The sequence below is a fragment of the Leisingera sp. ABD4_442 genome, from assembly GCF_056160905.1.
This window is the reverse complement of the sequence record NZ_JBSWYB010000027.1, coordinates 1-19,393: the sequence shown is the minus strand read 5'-3', so window position 1 is coordinate 19,393 and position 19,393 is coordinate 1. Positions and strand designations below refer to the sequence as shown.

Below are 19,393 nucleotides of genomic sequence, written 5' to 3'. Positions count from 1 at the left end.
TTGCAATTACCCGACCATTATTATCAGGTAATTGCGCGCGAACAGGGTTGAAACTCGAAACAAGGTTGAATGATGAAACCTGCTCTTGCTCTGATCGCCTGCCTCGCAGCTGCTCCGGCCTATGCCGCTGAAACGCCCCTGCCAATGACCTACGGGCTATTCGAAACAGCCGTAGCCCACACCGACCTGGACAGCTGCCCGCCGCAGCTTGCCAAACCGGACACCTTCTGCCGCGCAACCCTGCGCCACGACGAGATCCATGTGTTTGCTTTCAGCCGTGAAGACGGCAACCCGTTGGTCGGCTTTGCCTCCTATTCCTTTGACGACATCGCGCAGCATCTGAACTAATTCCTGCGCCTGTCGGGGCCGCCAGCCGCCGCCAGCGCCCTCCCCCATTGACAACACCGCAGCACTGCCGCAGTGCTCCGTCCATGTTACGCATTCAGGACATCACCTATTCGGTTGAAGGCCGCCCCCTGATCGAGGGCGCCTCCGCCACTATTCCCACCGGCCACAAGGTCGGGCTTGTCGGGCGCAACGGCACCGGCAAGACCACGCTGTTCCGGCTGATCCGGGGCGAATTGGCGCTGGAGACCGGCAGCATATCTCTGCCCTCCAAGGCCCGCATCGGCGGTGTTGCGCAGGAAGTTCCCTCCTCCGGCGTGTCGCTGACCGACACCGTTCTGGCTGCCGACACTGAGCGCGCCACGCTGCTGGCAGAGGCGGACAGCGCCACTGATCCCGCCCGGATTGCCGAAATCCAGACCCGCCTGACGGACATCGACGCCTGGTCGGCTGAGGCGCGCGCCGCTTCGATCCTCAAGGGCCTGGGTTTTGACGATGAGGACCAGAAACGCCCCTGCTCCGCCTTCTCCGGCGGCTGGCGGATGCGGGTGGCGCTGGCAGCCGTGCTGTTTGCCCAGCCCGACCTGCTGCTGCTGGACGAACCGACCAACTATCTCGACCTTGAAGGCGCGTTGTGGCTGGAAAGCTACCTGGCGAAATACCCGCACACGGTGGTGATTGTCAGCCACGACCGCGGCCTCTTGAACCGGGCGGTGGGCGCTATCCTGCACCTGGAAGACAAGAAGCTCACCCTTTACCAGGGCAATTACGACACATTCGCCGAAACCCGCGCCGCCCGCATTCTGGCGGCTCAATCGGAAGCCAAGAAGCAGGAGGCCCGCCGCGCCCACCTGCAAAGCTTTGTTGACCGGTTCCGCGCCAAGGCGACCAAGGCGAAACAGGCGCAGGCCCGCCTCAAGATGATCGCCAAGATGAAGCCGATCACCACCCCGCAAGAGGCCGCCCTGCGCGCCTTCACCTTTCCGGAGCCAGAGGAAATGTCCCCGCCGATCATCCATATCGAGGGCGGCATCACCGGCTATGGCGACACCGAGGTTCTGAAGCGGCTGAGTTTGCGGATCGACCAGGACGATCGCATCGCCCTGCTGGGCAAGAACGGCCAGGGCAAGTCGACCCTGTCGAAACTGCTGGCCGGCCGGCTGCCGCTGATGGCGGGCAAGATGACCCGGTCCTCCAAGCTGCGCATCGGCTACTTCGCCCAGCATCAGGTGGATGAGCTTTATGTCGATGAAACCCCGCTCGACCACCTGCGCCGCCTGCGCCCGGATGAGGCGCCTGCCAAATGGCGGGCGCGGCTGGCGGGCTTTGGCCTTGGCGCCGCACAGGCCGAGACCGAAGTCGGGCGTCTGTCCGGCGGCCAGAAGGCGCGGCTGTCGCTGCTGATCGCCACCATCGACGCGCCGCATATGCTGATCCTCGACGAGCCGACCAACCACCTGGATATCGAAAGCCGCGAGGCACTGGTGGAGGCGCTGACCGCCTATTCCGGCGCGGTCATTCTGGTCAGCCACGACATGCATCTGCTGAGCCTGGTGGCAGACCGGCTGTGGCTGGTCTCGGACGGCACCGTCAAACCCTATGACGGTGATCTGGAAAGCTACCGCGCCCTGCTGCTGGCACGCGACAGGCCCGCGGCCAAGGCGGAAGCGCCCAAGCCGGCCAAGCCCAAACGCGCCTCCCGCGAGGTGCTGATTGCCCTGCGCTCAGAGGTCCGCAAGTCCGAGGCTCGGGTCGAGAAGCTCAGCGAAATGCGTGAAAAGCTTGACGAAAAGCTGGCCGACCCTAGCCTGTACGAACCGGGCAAGGCTGGCGATATCGAAGTCTGGCAAAAGAAACACGCCGAATGCATCGAGGCGCTGGAGCGGGCCGAGGGCCTGTGGATGGACGCGCTGGAGAAGCTGGAGCAGGCAGAGGCACAATGATCGACACCGCATTCCTGATCACATCCTTTGTGACCTTGTTTGTCATCGTCGACCCGATCGGGCTGACGCCTGTCTTCATTGCCTTGACGCAGGGCACGCCCCCGGCGCGCCGCCGCTCCATCGCGCTGCGGGCGACGATCACGGCGGCTGTGCTGCTGGCAATCTTCGCCGCCCTCGGCGAGGCGGTGCTGGGCTTCATCGGCATCTCCATGCCCGCCTTCCGGGTGGCCGGCGGCGTGCTGCTGTTCCTGACCGCGCTCGACATGCTGTTTGAGCGCCGCAACAAACGCCGTGAAGACCGCAGCGAGGAAGATGATTTTGACGACCCGTCCGTTTTCCCGCTGGCTATCCCGCTGATCGCTGGCCCGGGGTCGATTGCCACCGTCATTCTGCTGTCCGGCCAGCAGCCCGGCATTGCCGGTTTCTTTATGGTGATGGGTGTGGTGGCCGCGGTGCTGGCGATCCTGCTGGTGATGTGCCTGTTCTCTGGCCTGTTTGAACGGCTTCTGGGCAAGACCGGCATTACCGTTGTCACCCGCCTTTTGGGGATGCTGCTGGCGGCGCTTTCGGTACAATTCGTGCTGGACGGATTGCGCGCTTTTGGCTTTGCCAGCTAGCATAACGCCCCGGCCCGCCTACATTATAATCAGGAGGTGAGCATATGGGCGAATATGAAATCGGGCGGTTTATCTATCTGATCATCCTGCTGGTGGCAGTCGGGTCCTGGGTCTTTGTCCAGAACCGCCAAAGCATCGGAAAGACGCTGCAGATGTTTGCCGTCTGGGGTTTCATCTTCCTTGGCGTGATTGCCTCCTATGGGCTGTGGGACGACATCCGCCAGACCGTCCGCCCGCAGCAAAGCGTTGCCCTGGATGCAGGCCGGGTCGAAGTACCGCGCGCGCCTGACGGCCACTATTACCTGACTTTGGACGTTAATGGCGCCGCCATCGAGTTTCTGGTCGACACCGGTGCCAGCCAGGTTGTGCTGAATGCGGCTGACGCGCAGCGCGCGGGCATTGATACGGGAAACCTCGCCTTCCTTGGCCGCGCGCAAACGGCCAACGGCGAAGTGCGCACTGCTTCTGTCTGGGTCAATGAAATGTCACTCGGCGGGATTACCGACACCGATGTGCGCGTCTGGGTCAACCAGGGGGAACTGGATCAATCCCTGCTGGGCATGGGCTACCTTCAGCGCTGGTCCAGCATCGAAATCCGCAACGGCGCGCTGGTGCTGACCCGCTGATCCGACCTTCCCGGGCAGCAGTCCTTGAGACGGATCAAGGACGCGCCACGGCGCTGTGCCTAGTCTGGAGGGGATCACTCCACTCAGAAAGGAGCGTGGCAAACCCGTGACCGAAGCAGAACTTGAACAACTCAGAGAAAGCTACAGCAAGCTGACAGAAGACGCTGGCCGCACGCCGGCGTATTTCTATGATGCGCTGTTCCGCCATGCACCCGGCCTGCGCCAGATGTTCCGCGAGGATCTTGAGGGCCAGGGGATGAAATTTATGACAACGCTGGGGGTCATTCTGGCCCGGCTGGACGATGAATCCGCCGTTGATCCGCAATTTCAGGAGCTCGGCAAGCGGCATACCAGCCTCGGCGTGCTGAGCACCCATTTCGCCCCGATGGAGGAAGCGCTGATTGACACGCTGCGCCATGCGCTGGGCAGCGGCCTCACCCCGGAGCTGGAAAAACTGTGGCGCCGGGCCTTTGGGGAAATCTCCAGCCGGATGATCCAGCGCGGCAATATTCCGGACCGCTGAGCGCGGACCGGACAGCCCTCAGCCTTCGTTCTGGGACGGCAGGATGAACCCGTTGACGGGATAAACCCGGCCAAAGGCGCCCGGATTGCTTTCCAGGCGCACGGCGGACCAGTCGTTATCCTGGGAGACGTCGACCACCGCCATCCCCAGCGAGATCCTGTTGCGGTGCCAATTGGCGTGGTTGACCTCAATGCGGCGGGAATCCTCGACCTTGGAGACCACCGCGACATGCCCTAGCGGGTTGGAGCGCGTGGCGCTGAAGGCCATCACCGCCCCGGTTTGCGGTTCGTTGCCGCGGGCGAACTGCCCCTTTGCCTGCGCCCACCAGGTTTTAGCATTGCCGTATATTTCAATGCCGCTGGCGTTGCGGGCAAAGGGCACGCACCAGACACGCTTGCCGCTGGACTGCAGGTTCTCCACCTGGCTCACTGCAAACTCCAGCCGCTCTGCCTCGACCTCCGCCCGGCTCACCGATCCGTTCGGCGCCCCGGCACAATTGGCCAAAACCAGCAGCCCTGCTGCAACAAGCGGCAACCGCCGCGCCCGCGCAAACGCACGCTTCATGGTGATCCATCCCCCGGTCGTCTTTTCTTATGGCCGGGAGCAATACTGCGAAATGCGCCGCCGCGCGAGAATTTCCTGCAGAGTTGAAACAAATCCGGAGCAGATTGGCAAAAAACCGCCGAAAGCGCTGAAACGGCAGGCTATTTCTCTGCCTTCTTCTCCCAGCGCCCGCTTTCCTCGGACCAGTACTGGGCCGAACATCCCGCTTCTGTCAGGCTTTTCCACTGGGTCCGGGCGTGCTGAACGGCCTCCGGATCAGTGCCGTCAAACAGAATGCAGACACGGCTCAGCGCCTGCACCTCCTCTGCGCTGACGGCGGCGCCATCCACCGCCATCACGCATTCCGGGTTATTGGCGGCTTGCGGCCCTGCCGTCAGCAGGATGGGCTGCAACGCATCATGAGGGCCGCCTGCCAAACCATGGGCCAGAAAGCTCTCCTCCGGTCCCAGCCACAGACGGTCATCCAGCCAGGCCATGCGCTCAGGATCACACCCGCGCACCGCAATGCGCCAGCCCGCCCCGCGCGCCTTATCCAGGAGAACCGGCAGGGTCTCCTCCAGCGGCCTGCGCGTCAGATGATAGAAATAGGCAGCCCCCATCAGATGTTATTCCGTCTCGAACTTATCCGCGACCAGACGGTTCAGCGCCATCACGCCCCAGCCGGTGGCTCCCTTCGGCGCATAAGAGGTATCGGATTTAACGGAGGCCACACCTGCAATGTCCAGATGGATCCAGGGCATACCGTCCTTGATAAAGCGCTGCAGAAACTGCGCCGCGGTGATCGAGCCTGCCGGACGGCCGCCGACGTTCTTCATATCGGCAATGCGCGATTTCAGCTGGTCGTCATAGGCCTTGCCCAAGGGCATCCGCCAGGCGCCCTCATCCTCGGATTTGGCGGCCTTCAGGAATGCATTGCACAGATCATCGTCATTGGAGAAGACACCGGCATTCTCATGTCCCAGGCCGATGATGATGGCGCCGGTCAGGGTGGCCAAGTCAATCACGCCTGCAGGCTTGAACCGCTCCTGCGCGTACCACAGCACATCACACAGAACCAACCGGCCCTCAGCGTCGGTGTTGATGATCTCCACCGTGTCGCCCTTCATCGACTTCACCACGTCGCCCGGGCGGGTGGCATTGCCTGATGGCATGTTTTCAACGAGACCCACCAGCCCCACCACATTCGCCTTGGCCTTGCGCAGCGCCAGCGCCTTCATGGTGCCGGTGACAACACCTGCGCCGCCCATGTCCATGGTCATCTCTTCCATGCCGCCTGCCGGCTTCAGGGAGATGCCGCCGGTGTCAAACACCACACCCTTGCCGACCAGCGCCAGCGGGGCCGCATCCTTGGCGCCGCCTTTCCACTGCATGACCGCCACCTTAGAGGGGCTGTCCGAACCCTGCCCCACGCTCAGCAGCGTGCGCATTCCCAGCTTTACCAGTTCCGCCTCTTCCAGCACTTCGACCTCCAGGCCGATCGCCTTCATCTCTTCGATACGGCGGGCGAATTCAGTGGTGGTCAGCACGTTGGCCGGTTCATTGATCAGATCGCGGGTCATATGCACGCCCTCGGCGACCGCCAAAAGCGGCGCACAGGCGGCTTCCAGATCCGCAGGTGATTTGGAGGCAATCACAACGTCGCCTTCAGGTTTTTCGTCCTTGGGCGATTTGTGGTTTTCAAATCCGTAATCCCGCAGCGCGATACCAAGGGTCAGGTCCGCAGCCTTGTTCATACTGCCGGCCATTACTGTCAGCCGCTTGCCTGCCGCGCCCTTGATCAGCTTTGCACCCGCCTGGCGCGCCTCAACCGGGGTCAGTTTGCGCGGCAGCACCAGCACATCCAGCGCCTCCGCCTGCATCCCCGCAGGCCAGCCCAGCGAAATCACATCCCCCGCCTTGACCTTTTTGAAGCCATCCGAATCGATCAGCCGGGCGATTGCCCCCTTGCTCAGCCTGTTGGCCGTGCGCGCAGCCTGATCCATGCTGCCCTCCGGCGTTACCATCACCACCACGCGGCCGGTCATCGCGGACAGCGCCTTGGGGTCGTATTCAGCAAAACGGATCGGGGTAAGGCTGCTCATTTTCGGTGCGCTCCTGCTGGTTTCATCCGGTTCTTTGCCTAAGAGGTATCCTGCGCGGAAGCGCTTGACCAGACCTGGGCACACCGCGGCCATATCCGCGGTCCGCCGCCGATCGCAGCCCCTTGTGAGAATGCAGTTTTCCCCGCCGGGCAAATCCACTAAGGTCCGGCAAAATAACAATGGCAAGATCTGGGGGGATCGGGTGTCACGCTACGACAGGTATGTGCTGTCACAGTATCTGCTCTTCTTCAGCTTCTTCGCGCTGATTCTGGTGGCCGTGTTCTGGGTCAACCGAGCCGTTGTGCTGTTTGACCGCCTGATCGGAAACGGCCAGTCCGCCCTGGTCTTTCTCGAATTCACGGCGCTCACCCTGCCAAACCTGATCCGCATGGTGCTGCCGATTGCCGCCTTTGGCGCCTCGGTCTGGGTCACCAACCGCCTCAACAGCGAAAGCGAGCTGACCGTGCTGCGCGCCACTGGCACCAGCCCCTGGCAGATGGCGCGGCCAGCGCTGGTTTTCGGTGTCATCACTGCGCTGATGATGTCGGCGCTGACCCACTATCTGCTGCCCGCCTCGATCAGCCAGCTGGAGGTGCGCGAAGGCGAGGTATCCCGCAACATCACCGCCAAACTGCTGAGTGAGGGCGATTTTCTGCACCCGGCGGATGGCGTCACTTTCTATATCCGCCAGATCGACCCGGATGGCACCTTGAACGATGTCTTCCTGTCGGACCGGCGCGATCCGGAATTGACGGTGACCTATACCGGCGCGCGCGCCTTTCTGGTGCGGGATGAGACCAGCGCCCATCTGATCATGGTCGAAGGCATGGCGCAGCGGCTGGACCATAACACCCAGCGGCTGTCGACCACGTTTTTTTCTGATTTTTCCTATGACATCAGCGCTTTGGCCCGCCAAGCTGAAAACCCGGCCCGCAACATCCGCGCCATCCCCAGCCTGGAGCTGATGACCCGGAGCGCGGCCATCACCCGCAGCGACGGCTATTCCGCAGGCGCCCAGGCCGAAGAGCTGCACCTGCGCTTTGCCCGCGCGCTTGTCTGCATTGCAGTCACGCTGATCGGCTTCTCGGCGCTGATGCTCGGCACGTTCTCCCGCTTCGGGGTCTGGCGCCAGGCGATGCTGGCCTTTGTCATTCTGATCTTTGTCGAGGGCCTGCGCGGCGTGGTATCTGAACCGGTGCTGCAGGATGCCAGCCTGTGGCCGCTGATCTATGTCCCGACACTGTTGGGGCTTGCGGTAGCTCTGATCTTCCTGATCCTTTCCGCCCGCCCCAAACGCATCCGCGCCCGCGCTGAGGAGGCCGCGGCATGAAGCTGGATCTCTATTACGCCCGCCGCTTTCTGCAATGGTTCATGGTCATCGTTGCGGTTCTGATGACGCTGGTAGTGCTGATCGACCTGAACGAACAGGTCCGCCGGTTCGAGGCCGCAGACCTCAGCCTGGCGCAGCTCGTGGGGCTGACGCTGCTGAATGTTCCGGCGGCCCTCAGCGAGTTCCTGCCGCTGATCATGATCCTCAGCACCATTGTGCTGTTTGTCGGCCTGGCCCGCAGCAGCGAACTGGTGGTAACCCGCGCCATCGGCCGCTCCGGCATCCGGGCGCTGGCAGCGCCGGTGCTGGCAGCCGCCGCGATCGGCGGCTTGGCCGTTACCATGCTAAACCCGATCGCAGCGGCCACGTCCAACCGGTACCAGGATCTGGCAGAGACTTATCACAATGGCGGCCCCTCGGCCCTGTCGCTCAGCGGTGAAGGGCTGTGGCTGCGCCAGGGAGGCGCCCGCGGCCAATCGGTCATCCATGCCAAAGGTTACAGCGGCGACGCCGCCGACATCACCCTGTTTGACGTCTCCATCCACGCCTATACCAATGCAGGCGGCCCGGTGCGCCGGATCATCGCCGAAACCGCCCGGCTGGACGGCAGCAACTGGGTGCTGGGCAATGCCAAATCCTGGACCCTGGCGGCCGGCATCAACCCCGAAGCCAGCGCGGCGGAACATCAGGAGTTGCGGCTGCCGACCACGCTGACCACCGACCGGATCCGCGACACGCTGGGCACTGCCAGCGGCATTTCGATCTATGACCTGCCCGCCACCATCCGCGAGCTGTCCGCCGCAGGTTTTACCACCAAGCGTTACGAGGTCCGCTATCAGGCGGAACTGGCCCGGCCGCTGTTCCTGATCGCTATGGTGCTGGTCGGTGCGTCCTTTACCATGCGGCATGCGCGCTTTGGCGGCACCGGCCTGGCGGTGCTGATGGCTGTACTGCTTGGATTCGGGCTTTATTTCATCCGCAATTTCGCGCAAATCCTTGGCGAGAACGGGCAAATTCCGGTGGCTTTGGCTGCCTGGGCGCCGCCTGCTGCCGCAATACTTTTGACCTTGGGACTGCTTCTCCATGCCGAAGACGGGTAATCTGCGCCGGGCGCTGCTTCTTTCCGCCGTGCTGCCCTGGCTGGCGCTGTCCGCCCCGGCGCCGCAGGCGCAGACCGCGGCGCCGCCGGATGCCTCGCAGCCTGCGATGCTGGTGGCCGACCAGGTCTTCATCACCCCGGACCGCCTGCTGATCGCTGAAGGCAACGTTGAAGCATTTCAGGGCAACACCCGCCTGCGCGCCCAAAAGATCACCTTTGATCAGACCACTGGCACCCTGCAAATCGAAGGTCCAATCCGCATCGATCAGGATGGCGATATCACCATTCTGGCCAATGCCGCCGAGATGGACAGCGATCTGCGTAACGGTCTGCTGACCGGCGCCCGCATGGTATTCCAGCAGCAGCTTCAGCTGGCCTCACTGCAGATGACCCGGGTCAGCGGCCGCTACACCCAGCTTTACAAAACCGCGGTAACCTCTTGCCACGTCTGCGAAGACGGCCGCCCGCCACTGTGGCAGATCCGGGCGGAACGGGTCACCCACGACCAGCAGGAACGCCAGCTTTATTTCGAAAGCGCACAGCTGCGGGTGCTGGATGTTCCCGTGTTCTACTTTCCGGCCATCCGCCTGCCCGACCCCTCGCTGGAACGCGCCAGCGGTTTTCTGATCCCGTCGCTGCGCTCCACCTCGAACCTCGGCACCGGGATCAAGGTGCCCTATTTCTTTACCCTTGGACCGCACCGCGACCTGACACTGGCGCCCTATATCTCCTCCAGCACGCAGACGCTGGACGTGCGCTACCGCCAGGCCTTCCGCCGCGGCCGGATCGAATTCAACGGCGCCTATACCCGCGATGACCTGTTTTCGGGCGAGGACCGCGGCTACATCTTCGGCCAGGGCCAGTTCGATTTGCCGCGCGATTTCCGGTTCACCTTTGACGTCAAGGCAGTCTCTGATGATGCCTATCTTGAGGACTACGGCCTCCCGGACCTGGACCGCCTGCGCTCAGAGGCGGTGCTGTCCCGGGCCAAGCGCGACAGCCTGTTCCGCACCTCGCTGACCCATTACAAAACCCTGCGCTCCAGCGAAAACCAGGCAGACATCCCTTCCGGCATTGCCGAGGCCTACTATCAGACCCGCCATTTCCCGGCCCTGACCGGCGGCGAACTGCGGCTGACACTGCAGGGCCACGGGCACCGCCGCAGCTCCAGCCTGGAAGGCACGGCAACCGACAGCAACGGCCGCGACCTGGCCCGGCTCTCTGCTGACATCGACTGGCGCCGCAGCTGGCGCCTGGACTACGGCATCCTGGCGGAATGGGAGCTGGGCGCCGCCGCCGATGCCTTCCGCGCCTATGACGAGGCGTTCTTCACCGAGGAAATCACCCGCCTCACCCCGCGCACCGCGCTCACCCTGCGCCTGCCGATGCGCCGCCGCGAGGCGGGCGGTGCCACCCAGTACCTGGAACCGATTCTGCAGCTGGGCTGGCGCGACGAGGGCGGCGGCAATGTGGTCAGCGAAGAAAGCCGTTTTGTCGAGTTTGACCAGGGCAACCTGCTGTCATTGTCGCGTTTCCCCTCGACCGACGCGCGCGAGGACGGGGTTACCCTGGTCTACGGCGCAAACTGGGCCCGGTATGCGCCAACAGGCTGGCAGGCCTTTGCCACCATCGGCCAGGTGCTGCGCAGCGACGGCGACAACCGCTTCACCAAAAGCTCCGGCCTCGGCGGCACGTCATCGGATCTGCTTCTCGCAGGCCAGATCAAATTCGGCGACGGTCTGGCAATTTCCACCCGCGGCCTGCTGAACGGCTCCCTGAATTTCTCAAAGGCAGAGCTCCGCGGCGACTGGCGCACGGACCGCTCCAGCCTGTCCGGCACCTACCTGTGGCTGGGCACCGATCCGGACGAGGACCGGCCAGAGGAAAGCTCAGAGCTGTGGGTCAACGGCAGCTACGACATCAACCCCAGCTGGTCGGCCAGCGCCCGGCTGCGCTATGACATCTCTGGCGCCCAGGCCACCCGCGCAGGCCTTGGCGTGGCCTACAGGAACGAATGCGTAACGGTCGACCTTTCGGTCAACCGCCGTTATACCTCAACAACAAGTGTTGAGCCGACAACAGATTTCGGCTTTACCATCTCACTCAGCGGATTCTCCGTAAAGAGCGGCAGCAAACAGTACAGGCGGTCATGCAGCAAGACGTGAATACCCGGTTCCGGGCTCCTTTCCTTTCCCGTGCTCTCAAATCCGCAGCCGCGCTGGCGCTGGCCGCGGGGCTGTCCTGGACCGGCCTGCCGGCCGGGGCGCAGAACCTGTTCGCCCCAGCGATCACCGTGAATGACGAGGTCATCACCCGCTACGAGCTGGAACAGCGCGCCCGCTTTCAGGCCGCGCTGCGGGTGCCGGGCGATCCGCTGGAAACCGCCCGCAAAGAATTGATCAACGACCGCCTCAAGCTCGCCGTCCTGGAGCAGGCGGGGATCACACCGGCAGACGAAGATGTCACCGCCGGCATGGAAGAGCTGGCAGCACGGGCCAACCTGTCGCTGAATGACTTTCTTACAGCCCTGCGCCAGCAGGGGGTCGAGCCGCAAACGCTTCGGGACTTCACCCGGATCGGCTTGGGCTGGCGCGAATTCTCCCGCGCCCGTTTCCTGTCCCGTGCCCGCCCGACCCAGGATGAAATCGACCGTGCAATGGGCGCAGCCGGCACCGGCAGCGTCCAGGTGCTGCTGAGCGAGTTCATTGTCCCGATCAACGAACAGAACGCCGCCCAGGTCGAAGAGCTGATCGAACAGGTGGCGCGGCTCAAGGGCTACGACAGCTTCTCCGCTGCTGCCGCCCAGTATTCCGCCGCTGCCAGCCGCAATGACGGCGGCCGCCTGCCCTGGATGCCGCTGACCAAACTGCCGCCGCAGCTGCAAGAGATCGTTCTGGCCTTGAAACCGGGTGAGATCTCCGAACCCCTGCCGCTGCAAAGCGCGGTTGCCCTGTTCCAGATGCGCGGTGTGCGCGAGGTCGAAGGCGCCGCCCCGCGCTATACCGCGATCGAATACGCCGCCTACTACGTGCCCGGCGGCCGCACGCCCGAAGGCCTGGCAGCCGCCCGCTCCGTGATGGACCGCGTCGACACCTGCGATGATTTCTATGGCCTCGCCCAGGGTCAGGATCCTTCGGTTCTGGACGTGCAAAGCCTGCCGCCATCCGAGATCCCGCGCGACATCGCCCTGGAACTGGCCAAGCTGGATCCGAACGAAACCTCCACTGCGCTCACCCGCAACAACGGCGAGACGCTGATGGTGCTGATGCTCTGCGGCCGCACCGCTGATCTGGGCGAGGATGCCTCGCGCGAGACTGTCGCCAATGCGCTGACCGCGCAGCGGATGACGTCGCTGGTCGACAGCTACCTGGAACAGCTGCGCGCCGATGCGCGGATTGACATCAAATGAGCAGACCCGGGCCGATTGCACTCAGCTGCGGCGAACCCGCAGGAATCGGCCCGGAAATCGCCGTCAAGGCCTGGCAGACCCTGCGCGGCAGCTGCCCGTTCTTCTGGATCGGCGACCCGCGCCATCTGCCTGCCGGCACACCGGTTTGCGAAATCGCCGCCCCGGCTGAGACAACCGCTGTCTGTGCGGACCGTTTCCCTGTATTACCGCTGGCCTTTGGCGGCAGCGCCGCAAAAGGCACCGCCGATTCAGCCAACGCTGCCGGGGTGATCCAGGCAATCGAAACCGCCGTGAAACTGGTTCAGGCGGGCGAGGCCTCCGCCATCTGCACCGCCCCCATCCACAAGAAGGCACTGATTGACGGCGCAGGCTTTGCCTATCCGGGCCACACCGAGTTTCTGGCCGCCTTGGCGGGTCGCAGCCGCGTTGTAATGATGCTGGCCAGCGAACAGTTGCGGGTGGTGCCTGCCACCATCCATATCGCCCTGTCCGACGTGCCTGCCTCGCTGACGCCAGAGGCCCTGCGCGAAACCATAGAAATCACCGCTGCGGGCCTGCGGGAGCAATTCGGCATCGCCGCGCCGCGCATCGCCGTTGCCGGCCTCAACCCGCACGCAGGCGAGGGCGGCGCCATGGGCCGCGAGGAACTCGATTGGATCAACGCCCTGATCGGCCAGCTGCAATCAGGCGGCCTGAATGTCACCGGCCCGCATCCCGCCGACACCATGTTCCACGCCGCCGCCCGTGCCCGCTATGACGCGGCGGTGTGCATGTATCACGACCAGGCGCTGATCCCGATCAAGACGCTGGATTTCGACCGCGGCGTCAACGTGACCCTCGGCCTGCCCTTCATCCGCACTTCCCCCGACCATGGCACCGCCTTTGACATCGCAGGCACCGGCCAAGCCAACCCCTCCAGCCTGATCGAGGCCCTGAAGCTCGCGCAGACCATGGCCGCCAGCCCTTGATTCTTCTTCTGGCGGGAAATATCCCCGCCGGAGGCAAAAAAACCTCTGCGCACCGCCCGCGCCCAGCCCCAAGGCCCAGATGACATGAGTGCTATCGACTCTCTTCCCCCGCTTCGTGAAGTGATCGCAACGCATCAGCTCTCGGCCCGTAAATCGCTGGGCCAGAATTTCCTGCTGGATCTGAACCTCACCGCTAAGATCGCGCGGCAAGCGGGAGACCTCAGCGGCTGCGACGTGCTGGAAATCGGCCCGGGACCCGGCGGCCTCACCCGCGGATTGCTGGCCGAAGGCGCCCGCCGGGTGCTGGCGGTGGAGAAGGACCATCGTTGCCTGCCCGCACTGCAGGAAATCGCCGCGGCCTACCCTGGCCGGTTTGATGTGATCAACGGCGACGCACTAGAGATCGACCCGCTCGAACACCTGACGCCGCCGATCCGCATCGCTGCCAACCTGCCTTACAACGTCGGTACCGAACTTCTGGTTCGCTGGCTCACGCCCAAAGACTGGCCGCCGTTCTGGCAGAGCCTCACCCTGATGTTCCAGCGCGAAGTGGCTGAGCGCATCGTGGCGCAACCCGGCTCCAAGGCCTATGGCCGCCTGGCGATCCTGGCCCAATGGCGGGCGGATGCAAAGATCGTGCTGTCGCTGCCACCCGGTGCCTTCACCCCGCCGCCCAAGGTGTCCAGTGCTGTGGTGCATCTGGACGCCCTGCCCGCGCCGCGGTTCGAGGCTGACGCCGCGATCCTGTCACGCGTCGTTGCCGCCGCCTTCAACCAGCGCCGCAAGATGCTGCGCGCCTCGCTCAAGGGGGTCTCTCCCGATATCGAGGCGCATCTGACCGCCGCAGGCATCCCGCCCACCGAACGCGCCGAGCAAGTGAGCCTTGAGGCCTTCTGCGCGCTGGCCCGCGAACTGGCCAAAGCCTGACCCATTCTCATCCGCCGCTGAACCGGAGCCCGCATTTTATGACCCAAGCCGTCACGCCCCGCCCCACCTTGTTGTCCGTCAACGTCAACGCGGTTGCCTACCTGCGTAACAGGCGCGAGGTGCCCTGGCCGAACCTGATCGACATCTCCCGCGCCATCCTTGAGGCCGGCGCCCATGGCATCACCGTGCATCCCCGCCCGGACGAGCGTCACATCCGCTTTTCCGACCTGCCTGCCCTGTCGCAGCTGATCGCCGAAGAATTTCCGCAGGCTGAGTTTAATATCGAGGGCTACCCGACCCGCCACTTCATCGACCTGGTGCTGGAAAACAAGCCGCATCAGGTAACGCTGGTGCCGGACACGCCGGAACAGTCCACATCTGACCATGGCTGGGATTTTGCCAAAGACGGCGCCATGCTCCTGCCCATCGCTGAGGAATTCAAGGCAGCGGGCATCCGGGTCTCCTATTTCGTGGACACCAATCCTGCCGACCCTGCCCTGGCGCAGCAAGCAGGCGCTGACCGGATTGAGTTTTACACCGGACCTTACGCGGACCAGACCGCACCGACCGCGGTTGCCAGCGAGCTTGCCAAGATCAAGGACACAGCGGATGCCGCCCGTACCCTTGGCGGGCTGATGATGAACGCCGGTCACGACCTGACAGTCGGGAATCTGCCCGGCCTGCGCCAAGCGGTTCCGGACCTGGCCGAGGTGTCGATCGGCCACGGCCTGACCGCGGATGCGCTGATGCTGGGCTTCCCCGAGGCGGTCCGCCGCTATCTGAAGGTGCTCGGCCACGCGATCTAAGACCCCCGGCGCCGTTTCAAAGAAAAACCCCCGGAGCCGCAGGGCCCGGGGGTTTACTTCATTCTCTGTTACGGAGCGGTTACTCAGCAGCTTCAGCCGGGCCTTCTTCGGCCTTCGGCTTGGGCTTGGCGCGCGTACGGGCGGGCTTTTTGGGCGCAGGCTCCCCGCCGCCTTCCGCAGCCGGAGCCGCCTCCTCAGCCTTAGCAGCCGGTTTGCGGCTGCGCGGTTTGCGGGCCGGAGCCTTCTTGGCAGGCGCCTCAGCCGGCGCGTCTGCTGCCGGACCTTCCGCCTGGCTTTCCGGCGTTTCGACCAAGCCGCTGTCCTGGCCATTGCCGTTTTCGCCGCGCGGATCAATAACCTCGGGCTGCGGCGATGCAGAAGGATCCGCGGCAGGCGCAGCATCGGCAGCCGCCGCTGCTTCGCGCTCCTGCCGCTCCAGCCGCTCGGCACGCTCACGGTCGCGCTCAGCCTGGCGCTCGCGGTTCTGGCGCTCTTGCTCTTCGCGGCGCGCCTCGATCTCGCGCTGCGCCTCATTCAGCATCCGCAGGTAATGCTCCGCGTGCTGTTGGAAGTTTTCGGTCGCAACCCGGTCATTGCTCAGCTGCGCATCGCGGGCCAGCTGATTGTACTTATCGATAATCTGCTGCGGGGTTCCGCGCACCTTGCCTTCGGGACCGGAGCTGTCAAACACCCGGTTGACAACATTGGCGCCATTGGGACGGTTCCGGTTCGACTTGGAACGTGAACGTGATTTGGACGATCTCATCTGCCTAACGTCAGCCTTGAGTTAATGCGCCGTAGACCCAATCATGCGCGCCTCAGCGCCGGATCATCAGCTTTTTTGGGCTTGGTGCCGCGGGAAGGCCTGCAAAGGGTACTTCTCAAGCGGCTCCCTTTGAGTAACCATGTTACGAAGCCCCACACAAGGGGCACAAGAGTGTTTTCCGGTATTTTTCTTTCGAATATGCGAATTTTCGCGCTAAGAACCGCGATTTGCGCCGGAATGCGCACACACAACCCGGTCGCGCCCGTCCAGATCCTGCAGCACCGCAATGCCGCTCAGCCCTGCCATTTCCAGCAGCGCACTGACCGCCTGCGCCTGCGACGGGCCGATCTCCAGCAGCAGCCGGCCGCCTGGCGCCATATGCTGTGCAACATGCGCCGCAATCCGGCGGTAGGCGCCCAGGCCGTCGCCGCCGTCCGTCAGCGCTATTCCCGGCTCATGGCCGCGCACCTCCGCCGACAGGCCATCCATCTCATCCAGTGCAATATAGGGCGGGTTTGACACGATCAGATCGAATTGGCCCTCAACCTTTTCAAACCAGTCGGATTGCTGAATATCCGCACGCGCCTCGACCCGGTGCAGCACCGCATTGGCGCTGGCCTGCAGGCAAGCGGCCTCGCTGATGTCGACCCCCAGGCCGGAGGCCTCTTGCCGCTCCGCCAGCAGCGTCACCAGGATACAGCCCGAACCGACCCCCAGGTCCAACACCCGCGCATAGGGTTCCGCTAGCGCCGCCTCGATCAGGATCTCGGTTTCCGGCCGCGGGTCCAGCACATCGCGCGAGACTTTGAAGCGGCGCCCGTAGAACTCCCGTTCGCCGATCAGATGCGACACCGGTACCCGCACCGCCCGCAGTGAAATCAGCTGCTCATAGCGTTCGGCCACTTCCGCCGCCAGTTCCTCCGGCGCGATCAGCGTCACCCGGCTGGCCTCGATCCGTGCTGCGTGGGCCAGCAGCACCCGCGCATCCCGTGCCGGGTCCTGCACCCCAGCCGCCCGAAGCTTGGCTGTTGCTGCTGCCATTGCCTGTGCCGCGGTCTCTGCCATGGTTACTGCCCCATCTCGGCCAGCAGCCGTGCCTGATTGTCCGCGGTCAGCGCGTCGATAATCTCCTCCAGGTCGCCGCCCATGACCTGATCCAGCTTATAAAGCGTCAGGTTGATACGGTGATCGGTCATCCTTCCTTGCGGGAAGTTATAGGTGCGGATCCGCTCCGACCGGTCGCCCGAACCCACCTGGCTGGCCCGGTCCGCCGAGCGCTCGCTGTCGATGCGCTGGCGCTCCAGATCATAAAGCCGCGTCTTCAGCACCTGCATGGCAATCTCGCGGTTGCGGTGCTGGGACTTCTCCGAGGAGGTCACGATCAGCCCGGTCGGCAGGTGGGTGATCCGCACGGCAGAGTCGGTGGTGTTCACGTGCTGCCCGCCCGCACCGGATGCGCGCATCGTGTCGATACGGATGTCATTCGGGTCGATGTGAATATCCACGTCCTCCGCCTCCGGCAGCACCGCCACCGTCGCCGCCGAGGTATGAATGCGCCCGCCGCTCTCAGTTGCAGGCACCCGCTGCACCCTGTGCACGCCGGATTCATACTTCAGCCGGGCAAAGACGTTCTCTCCCTTGATATGCGCCACCACTTCCTTGATGCCGCCCAGCTCGGTCGCCTGTTCCTCGATGATGTCGAACTTCCAGCCCTGCGCCTCGGCATAGCGCTGGTACATGCGCAGCAAGTCACCGGCAAACAGCGCCGCCTCATCGCCGCCGGTGCCGGGCCGGATTTCCAGCATCGCCGGACGCCCGTCAGCCGCATCCTTGGGCAGGAGCGCCAGCTGCAAAGCATGCTCCGCTTCCGGGATCGCCTCCTTCAGCGCCGGGATCTCTTCCTCCGCAAGATCCTTCATATCCGGGTCCGCCAGCATCAGCTCGGCCTCTTCCAGATCGTTCAGCAGCTTGCGGTAGGCGCCAATCTGTTCAGCCACCGGGCGCAGATCGGAATACTCCTTGGCCAGGGCGGCAATATCCCCGCCCCCGGCGCCATCCGCCATTGCGGCTTCAAGATACTGAAACCGCTGCAGGATCTGTTCCAGCCGTTCTTCGGGGACCATGGGCGCGCCTATGCTTGTTCATGTTTTGGCCAATTCTGCCCATTGTGATATGCTAGAGCCATGCGACATGCCAGAGCCCTTATTGCAACAATCCTCCTCGCCCTGCCCGGCGCGGGGCTGGCGGATGTGACCGGACCGGGCGGCAAGACCATTGATTGCTACTGCACCGACAAGTCCGGCAGCCGCGTCGAACTGGGAGAGCTGCGCTGCCTGCAAGTCGACGGCCGCATGTTCATGGCACAATGCCAGATGTCCCTGAACGTACCGATGTGGCGCGAGGTGCAAAGCAGCTGCCTGTCGGCATCTTTGGGGGATGTGCCCGGCATGTCGAGCGCGCCACCGCAGGTACCGTTGCTCTGAGGTTTCTAACCTGGCAGACCAGCACCCCCGGCTCGCCGGGCTGGTTTCAGACCTCAGAAATTCCCACTTCGTAAAACCTCATTCCCACGCAGCCGGCCACCTCGGCCAGTGCTTTGAACTCACTGGTGCACAGAACTTCTCTCGACTTAAGGTCACGCCAGAGCATCGCCCCCTTCAGCGAAGACCGGTGCACCCGGCTTTTGGGCATAAGTCCCGGAATGGTCGATCCATCGTGAAAAGAAATGGTCTGGGTTTCGCTATTTTCAACATCCAGCGAATCCTTTGTCTGCTTCACTGCAGCAAAGTAATACTTTTGCTTGTCGATCACCCTGCCATGACGCAAGTCATACAACTGAGATACAGCCACAAAACTGCACAACTCGGAATCCGCTGCAACAATAGCCTCCATCAATTCCCTCCGAAATGCGGGGAATACATCTTCGGCCCAACTAAATTCTCCCAAAACATCCGGCAACTCTCGGAAAACCGGATTGATAATTGTCCAATGTTTGGCAAGGTTGTGCTTCGTCTCGTCGCTAAACTCACCCTCTTTGAAATGCCGAATACGTTTTTTCCATTTTGCTTCAGGCCAAGGGCTGGGTGGCTCCCCCGCTGTTGGCGAAAATTTGAAGGTGACTGATCGCTCGTCGTCATGCGCCATTATTGGCCGGTAGCAAAGCATTTCTTTGTAATCAGTTGTCATATGTCGCGTCCTTAATCAGCAGCCCCTATTGCATAGGAGTTTCCTATTAGAGCTTTCAAGCACCGTCATTCTTTGCAAACCAACGCCGCCACACCGCCGGGTCAAGGGTGGCGCAGCCACCGCGCGCCAGCGCGGCTTGCCCTTGACGCGGTAGAAACAGGCACAATCGGACTAGCGCTTCAGGGGCAGCCCTGCCCCTGAAG

The 19,393-nt window shown here is 63.4% G+C and carries 20 protein-coding genes; 13 read left to right on the top strand and 7 right to left on the bottom strand.

Features of this window, described 5'->3' with window-relative positions; genetic code table 11:
- The first annotated feature begins 72 nt into the window (after nt 1–72).
- The 5 genes from ACXAHG_RS17100 to ACXAHG_RS17080 all read left to right on the top strand — a co-directional run bounded on the left by ACXAHG_RS17100 (nt 73) and on the right by ACXAHG_RS17080 (nt 4,054).
- Nucleotides 73–348, top strand: coding sequence for a hypothetical protein (locus ACXAHG_RS17100; RefSeq protein ID WP_475059228.1), 276 nt, complete (start codon nt 73–75; stop codon nt 346–348).
- An 83-nt stretch (nt 349–431) separates the two neighbouring features.
- A complete protein-coding gene (locus tag ACXAHG_RS17095) occupies nt 432–2,288 on the top strand; it encodes an ABC-F family ATP-binding cassette domain-containing protein (RefSeq protein WP_475059226.1) in 1,857 nt (618 codons plus the stop codon).
- Nucleotides 2,285–2,905: a MarC family protein gene (locus ACXAHG_RS17090; protein ID WP_475059223.1), complete on the top strand. Its 621-nt coding sequence runs from the start codon at nt 2,285–2,287 to the stop codon at nt 2,903–2,905. The genes ACXAHG_RS17095 and ACXAHG_RS17090 overlap by 4 nt, the downstream gene beginning before the upstream one ends.
- Nucleotides 2,906–2,949: 44 nt before the next feature.
- A complete protein-coding gene (locus tag ACXAHG_RS17085) occupies nt 2,950–3,531 on the top strand; it encodes a retropepsin-like aspartic protease family protein (protein ID WP_475043635.1) in 582 nt (193 codons plus the stop codon).
- 106 nt (nt 3,532–3,637) lie between these two features.
- On the top strand, nt 3,638–4,054 hold the full coding sequence (locus ACXAHG_RS17080; RefSeq protein ID WP_475059220.1) for a globin domain-containing protein: 417 nt from the start codon (nt 3,638–3,640) through the stop codon (nt 4,052–4,054).
- Between the two features lie 18 nt (nt 4,055–4,072).
- On the opposite strand, the gene ACXAHG_RS17075 is transcribed toward ACXAHG_RS17080, so the two are convergent.
- The 3 genes from ACXAHG_RS17075 to ACXAHG_RS17065 form a co-directional block, all read right to left on the bottom strand.
- Nucleotides 4,073–4,618: a CHAP domain-containing protein gene (locus ACXAHG_RS17075; protein ID WP_475059217.1), complete on the bottom strand. Its 546-nt coding sequence runs from the start codon at nt 4,616–4,618 to the stop codon at nt 4,073–4,075.
- Between the two features lie 140 nt (nt 4,619–4,758).
- Nucleotides 4,759–5,217 carry a DNA polymerase III subunit chi gene (locus ACXAHG_RS17070; RefSeq protein WP_475043640.1) on the bottom strand — a complete coding sequence of 153 codons (459 nt, stop codon included), beginning with the start codon at nt 5,215–5,217 and terminating at the stop codon, nt 4,759–4,761.
- 6 nt (nt 5,218–5,223) lie between these two features.
- Nucleotides 5,224–6,699, bottom strand: coding sequence for a leucyl aminopeptidase (locus ACXAHG_RS17065; protein ID WP_475059214.1), 1,476 nt, complete (start codon nt 6,697–6,699; stop codon nt 5,224–5,226).
- A 202-nt stretch (nt 6,700–6,901) separates the two neighbouring features.
- Between ACXAHG_RS17065 and lptF the strand changes: the two genes are divergently transcribed.
- From lptF to ACXAHG_RS17030, 7 genes are all read left to right on the top strand, one after another.
- The gene (gene lptF / locus ACXAHG_RS17060) at nt 6,902–8,029 is read left to right on the top strand and encodes an LPS export ABC transporter permease LptF (protein WP_475059211.1); all 1,128 of its coding nucleotides are present in this window, start codon (nt 6,902–6,904) and stop codon (nt 8,027–8,029) included.
- On the top strand, nt 8,026–9,129 hold the full coding sequence (lptG, locus tag ACXAHG_RS17055; protein WP_475059209.1) for an LPS export ABC transporter permease LptG: 1,104 nt from the start codon (nt 8,026–8,028) through the stop codon (nt 9,127–9,129). The genes lptF and lptG overlap by 4 nt, the downstream gene beginning before the upstream one ends.
- On the top strand, nt 9,113–11,293 hold the full coding sequence (locus tag ACXAHG_RS17050) for an LPS-assembly protein LptD (RefSeq protein WP_475059206.1): 2,181 nt from the start codon (nt 9,113–9,115) through the stop codon (nt 11,291–11,293). Before lptG ends, ACXAHG_RS17050 begins: the two co-directional genes overlap by 17 nt.
- On the top strand, nt 11,278–12,537 hold the full coding sequence (locus ACXAHG_RS17045; RefSeq protein ID WP_475043647.1) for a peptidylprolyl isomerase: 1,260 nt from the start codon (nt 11,278–11,280) through the stop codon (nt 12,535–12,537). The genes ACXAHG_RS17050 and ACXAHG_RS17045 overlap by 16 nt, the downstream gene beginning before the upstream one ends.
- Nucleotides 12,534–13,505: a 4-hydroxythreonine-4-phosphate dehydrogenase PdxA gene (pdxA, locus tag ACXAHG_RS17040; protein WP_475059203.1), complete on the top strand. Its 972-nt coding sequence runs from the start codon at nt 12,534–12,536 to the stop codon at nt 13,503–13,505. The genes ACXAHG_RS17045 and pdxA overlap by 4 nt, the downstream gene beginning before the upstream one ends.
- An 84-nt stretch (nt 13,506–13,589) precedes the next feature.
- Nucleotides 13,590–14,432: a 16S rRNA (adenine(1518)-N(6)/adenine(1519)-N(6))-dimethyltransferase RsmA gene (rsmA, locus tag ACXAHG_RS17035; RefSeq protein WP_475059200.1), complete on the top strand. Its 843-nt coding sequence runs from the start codon at nt 13,590–13,592 to the stop codon at nt 14,430–14,432.
- Nucleotides 14,433–14,470: 38 nt separating this feature from the next.
- The gene (locus ACXAHG_RS17030) at nt 14,471–15,238 is read left to right on the top strand and encodes a pyridoxine 5'-phosphate synthase (protein WP_475059197.1); all 768 of its coding nucleotides are present in this window, start codon (nt 14,471–14,473) and stop codon (nt 15,236–15,238) included.
- A gap of 79 nt (nt 15,239–15,317) precedes the next feature.
- Here the strand turns inward: ACXAHG_RS17030 and ACXAHG_RS17025 are convergent, their stop codons facing one another.
- The 3 genes from ACXAHG_RS17025 to prfA form a co-directional block, all read right to left on the bottom strand.
- Nucleotides 15,318–16,004: a DUF4167 domain-containing protein gene (locus ACXAHG_RS17025; RefSeq protein WP_475043654.1), complete on the bottom strand. Its 687-nt coding sequence runs from the start codon at nt 16,002–16,004 to the stop codon at nt 15,318–15,320.
- Between the two features lie 213 nt (nt 16,005–16,217).
- Complete coding sequence (gene prmC / locus ACXAHG_RS17020; protein WP_475059195.1) at nt 16,218–17,069, bottom strand: peptide chain release factor N(5)-glutamine methyltransferase; 852 nt, start codon at nt 17,067–17,069, stop codon at nt 16,218–16,220.
- A 2-nt stretch (nt 17,070–17,071) separates the two neighbouring features.
- Nucleotides 17,072–18,127, bottom strand: a complete 1,056-nt coding sequence (prfA, locus tag ACXAHG_RS17015; protein ID WP_475059192.1) for a peptide chain release factor 1 — start codon at nt 18,125–18,127, stop codon at nt 17,072–17,074.
- A gap of 60 nt (nt 18,128–18,187) precedes the next feature.
- On the opposite strand from prfA, the gene ACXAHG_RS17010 reads away from it, so the two are divergent.
- The gene (locus ACXAHG_RS17010; protein WP_475059189.1) at nt 18,188–18,487 is read left to right on the top strand and encodes a hypothetical protein; all 300 of its coding nucleotides are present in this window, start codon (nt 18,188–18,190) and stop codon (nt 18,485–18,487) included.
- A gap of 46 nt (nt 18,488–18,533) precedes the next feature.
- On the opposite strand, the gene ACXAHG_RS17005 is transcribed toward ACXAHG_RS17010, so the two are convergent.
- The gene (locus tag ACXAHG_RS17005) at nt 18,534–19,190 is read right to left on the bottom strand and encodes an imm11 family protein (protein WP_475059186.1); all 657 of its coding nucleotides are present in this window, start codon (nt 19,188–19,190) and stop codon (nt 18,534–18,536) included.
- Nucleotides 19,191–19,393: the final 203 nt, after the last annotated feature.

Coding starts and splice junctions, on each gene's coding strand:
- ACXAHG_RS17030 (WP_475059197.1), top strand. CDS start 14,471: ATGACCCAAGCCGTCACGCCCCGCCCCACCTTGTTGTCCGTCAACGTC.
- pdxA (WP_475059203.1), top strand. CDS start 12,534: ATGAGCAGACCCGGGCCGATTGCACTCAGCTGCGGCGAACCCGCAGGA.
- rsmA (WP_475059200.1), top strand. CDS start 13,590: ATGAGTGCTATCGACTCTCTTCCCCCGCTTCGTGAAGTGATCGCAACG.
- prmC (WP_475059195.1), bottom strand. CDS start 17,069: ATGGCAGAGACCGCGGCACAGGCAATGGCAGCAGCAACAGCCAAGCTT.
- ACXAHG_RS17075 (WP_475059217.1), bottom strand. CDS start 4,618: ATGAAGCGTGCGTTTGCGCGGGCGCGGCGGTTGCCGCTTGTTGCAGCA.
- ACXAHG_RS17005 (WP_475059186.1), bottom strand. CDS start 19,190: ATGACAACTGATTACAAAGAAATGCTTTGCTACCGGCCAATAATGGCG.
- ACXAHG_RS17100 (WP_475059228.1), top strand. CDS start 73: ATGAAACCTGCTCTTGCTCTGATCGCCTGCCTCGCAGCTGCTCCGGCC.
- ACXAHG_RS17025 (WP_475043654.1), bottom strand. CDS start 16,004: ATGAGATCGTCCAAATCACGTTCACGTTCCAAGTCGAACCGGAACCGT.
- ACXAHG_RS17090 (WP_475059223.1), top strand. CDS start 2,285: ATGATCGACACCGCATTCCTGATCACATCCTTTGTGACCTTGTTTGTC.
- ACXAHG_RS17070 (WP_475043640.1), bottom strand. CDS start 5,217: ATGGGGGCTGCCTATTTCTATCATCTGACGCGCAGGCCGCTGGAGGAG.
- ACXAHG_RS17045 (WP_475043647.1), top strand. CDS start 11,278: ATGCAGCAAGACGTGAATACCCGGTTCCGGGCTCCTTTCCTTTCCCGT.
- prfA (WP_475059192.1), bottom strand. CDS start 18,127: ATGGTCCCCGAAGAACGGCTGGAACAGATCCTGCAGCGGTTTCAGTAT.
- ACXAHG_RS17065 (WP_475059214.1), bottom strand. CDS start 6,699: ATGAGCAGCCTTACCCCGATCCGTTTTGCTGAATACGACCCCAAGGCG.
- ACXAHG_RS17085 (WP_475043635.1), top strand. CDS start 2,950: ATGGGCGAATATGAAATCGGGCGGTTTATCTATCTGATCATCCTGCTG.
- ACXAHG_RS17095 (WP_475059226.1), top strand. CDS start 432: ATGTTACGCATTCAGGACATCACCTATTCGGTTGAAGGCCGCCCCCTG.
- ACXAHG_RS17050 (WP_475059206.1), top strand. CDS start 9,113: ATGCCGAAGACGGGTAATCTGCGCCGGGCGCTGCTTCTTTCCGCCGTG.
- lptG (WP_475059209.1), top strand. CDS start 8,026: ATGAAGCTGGATCTCTATTACGCCCGCCGCTTTCTGCAATGGTTCATG.
- ACXAHG_RS17010 (WP_475059189.1), top strand. CDS start 18,188: ATGCGACATGCCAGAGCCCTTATTGCAACAATCCTCCTCGCCCTGCCC.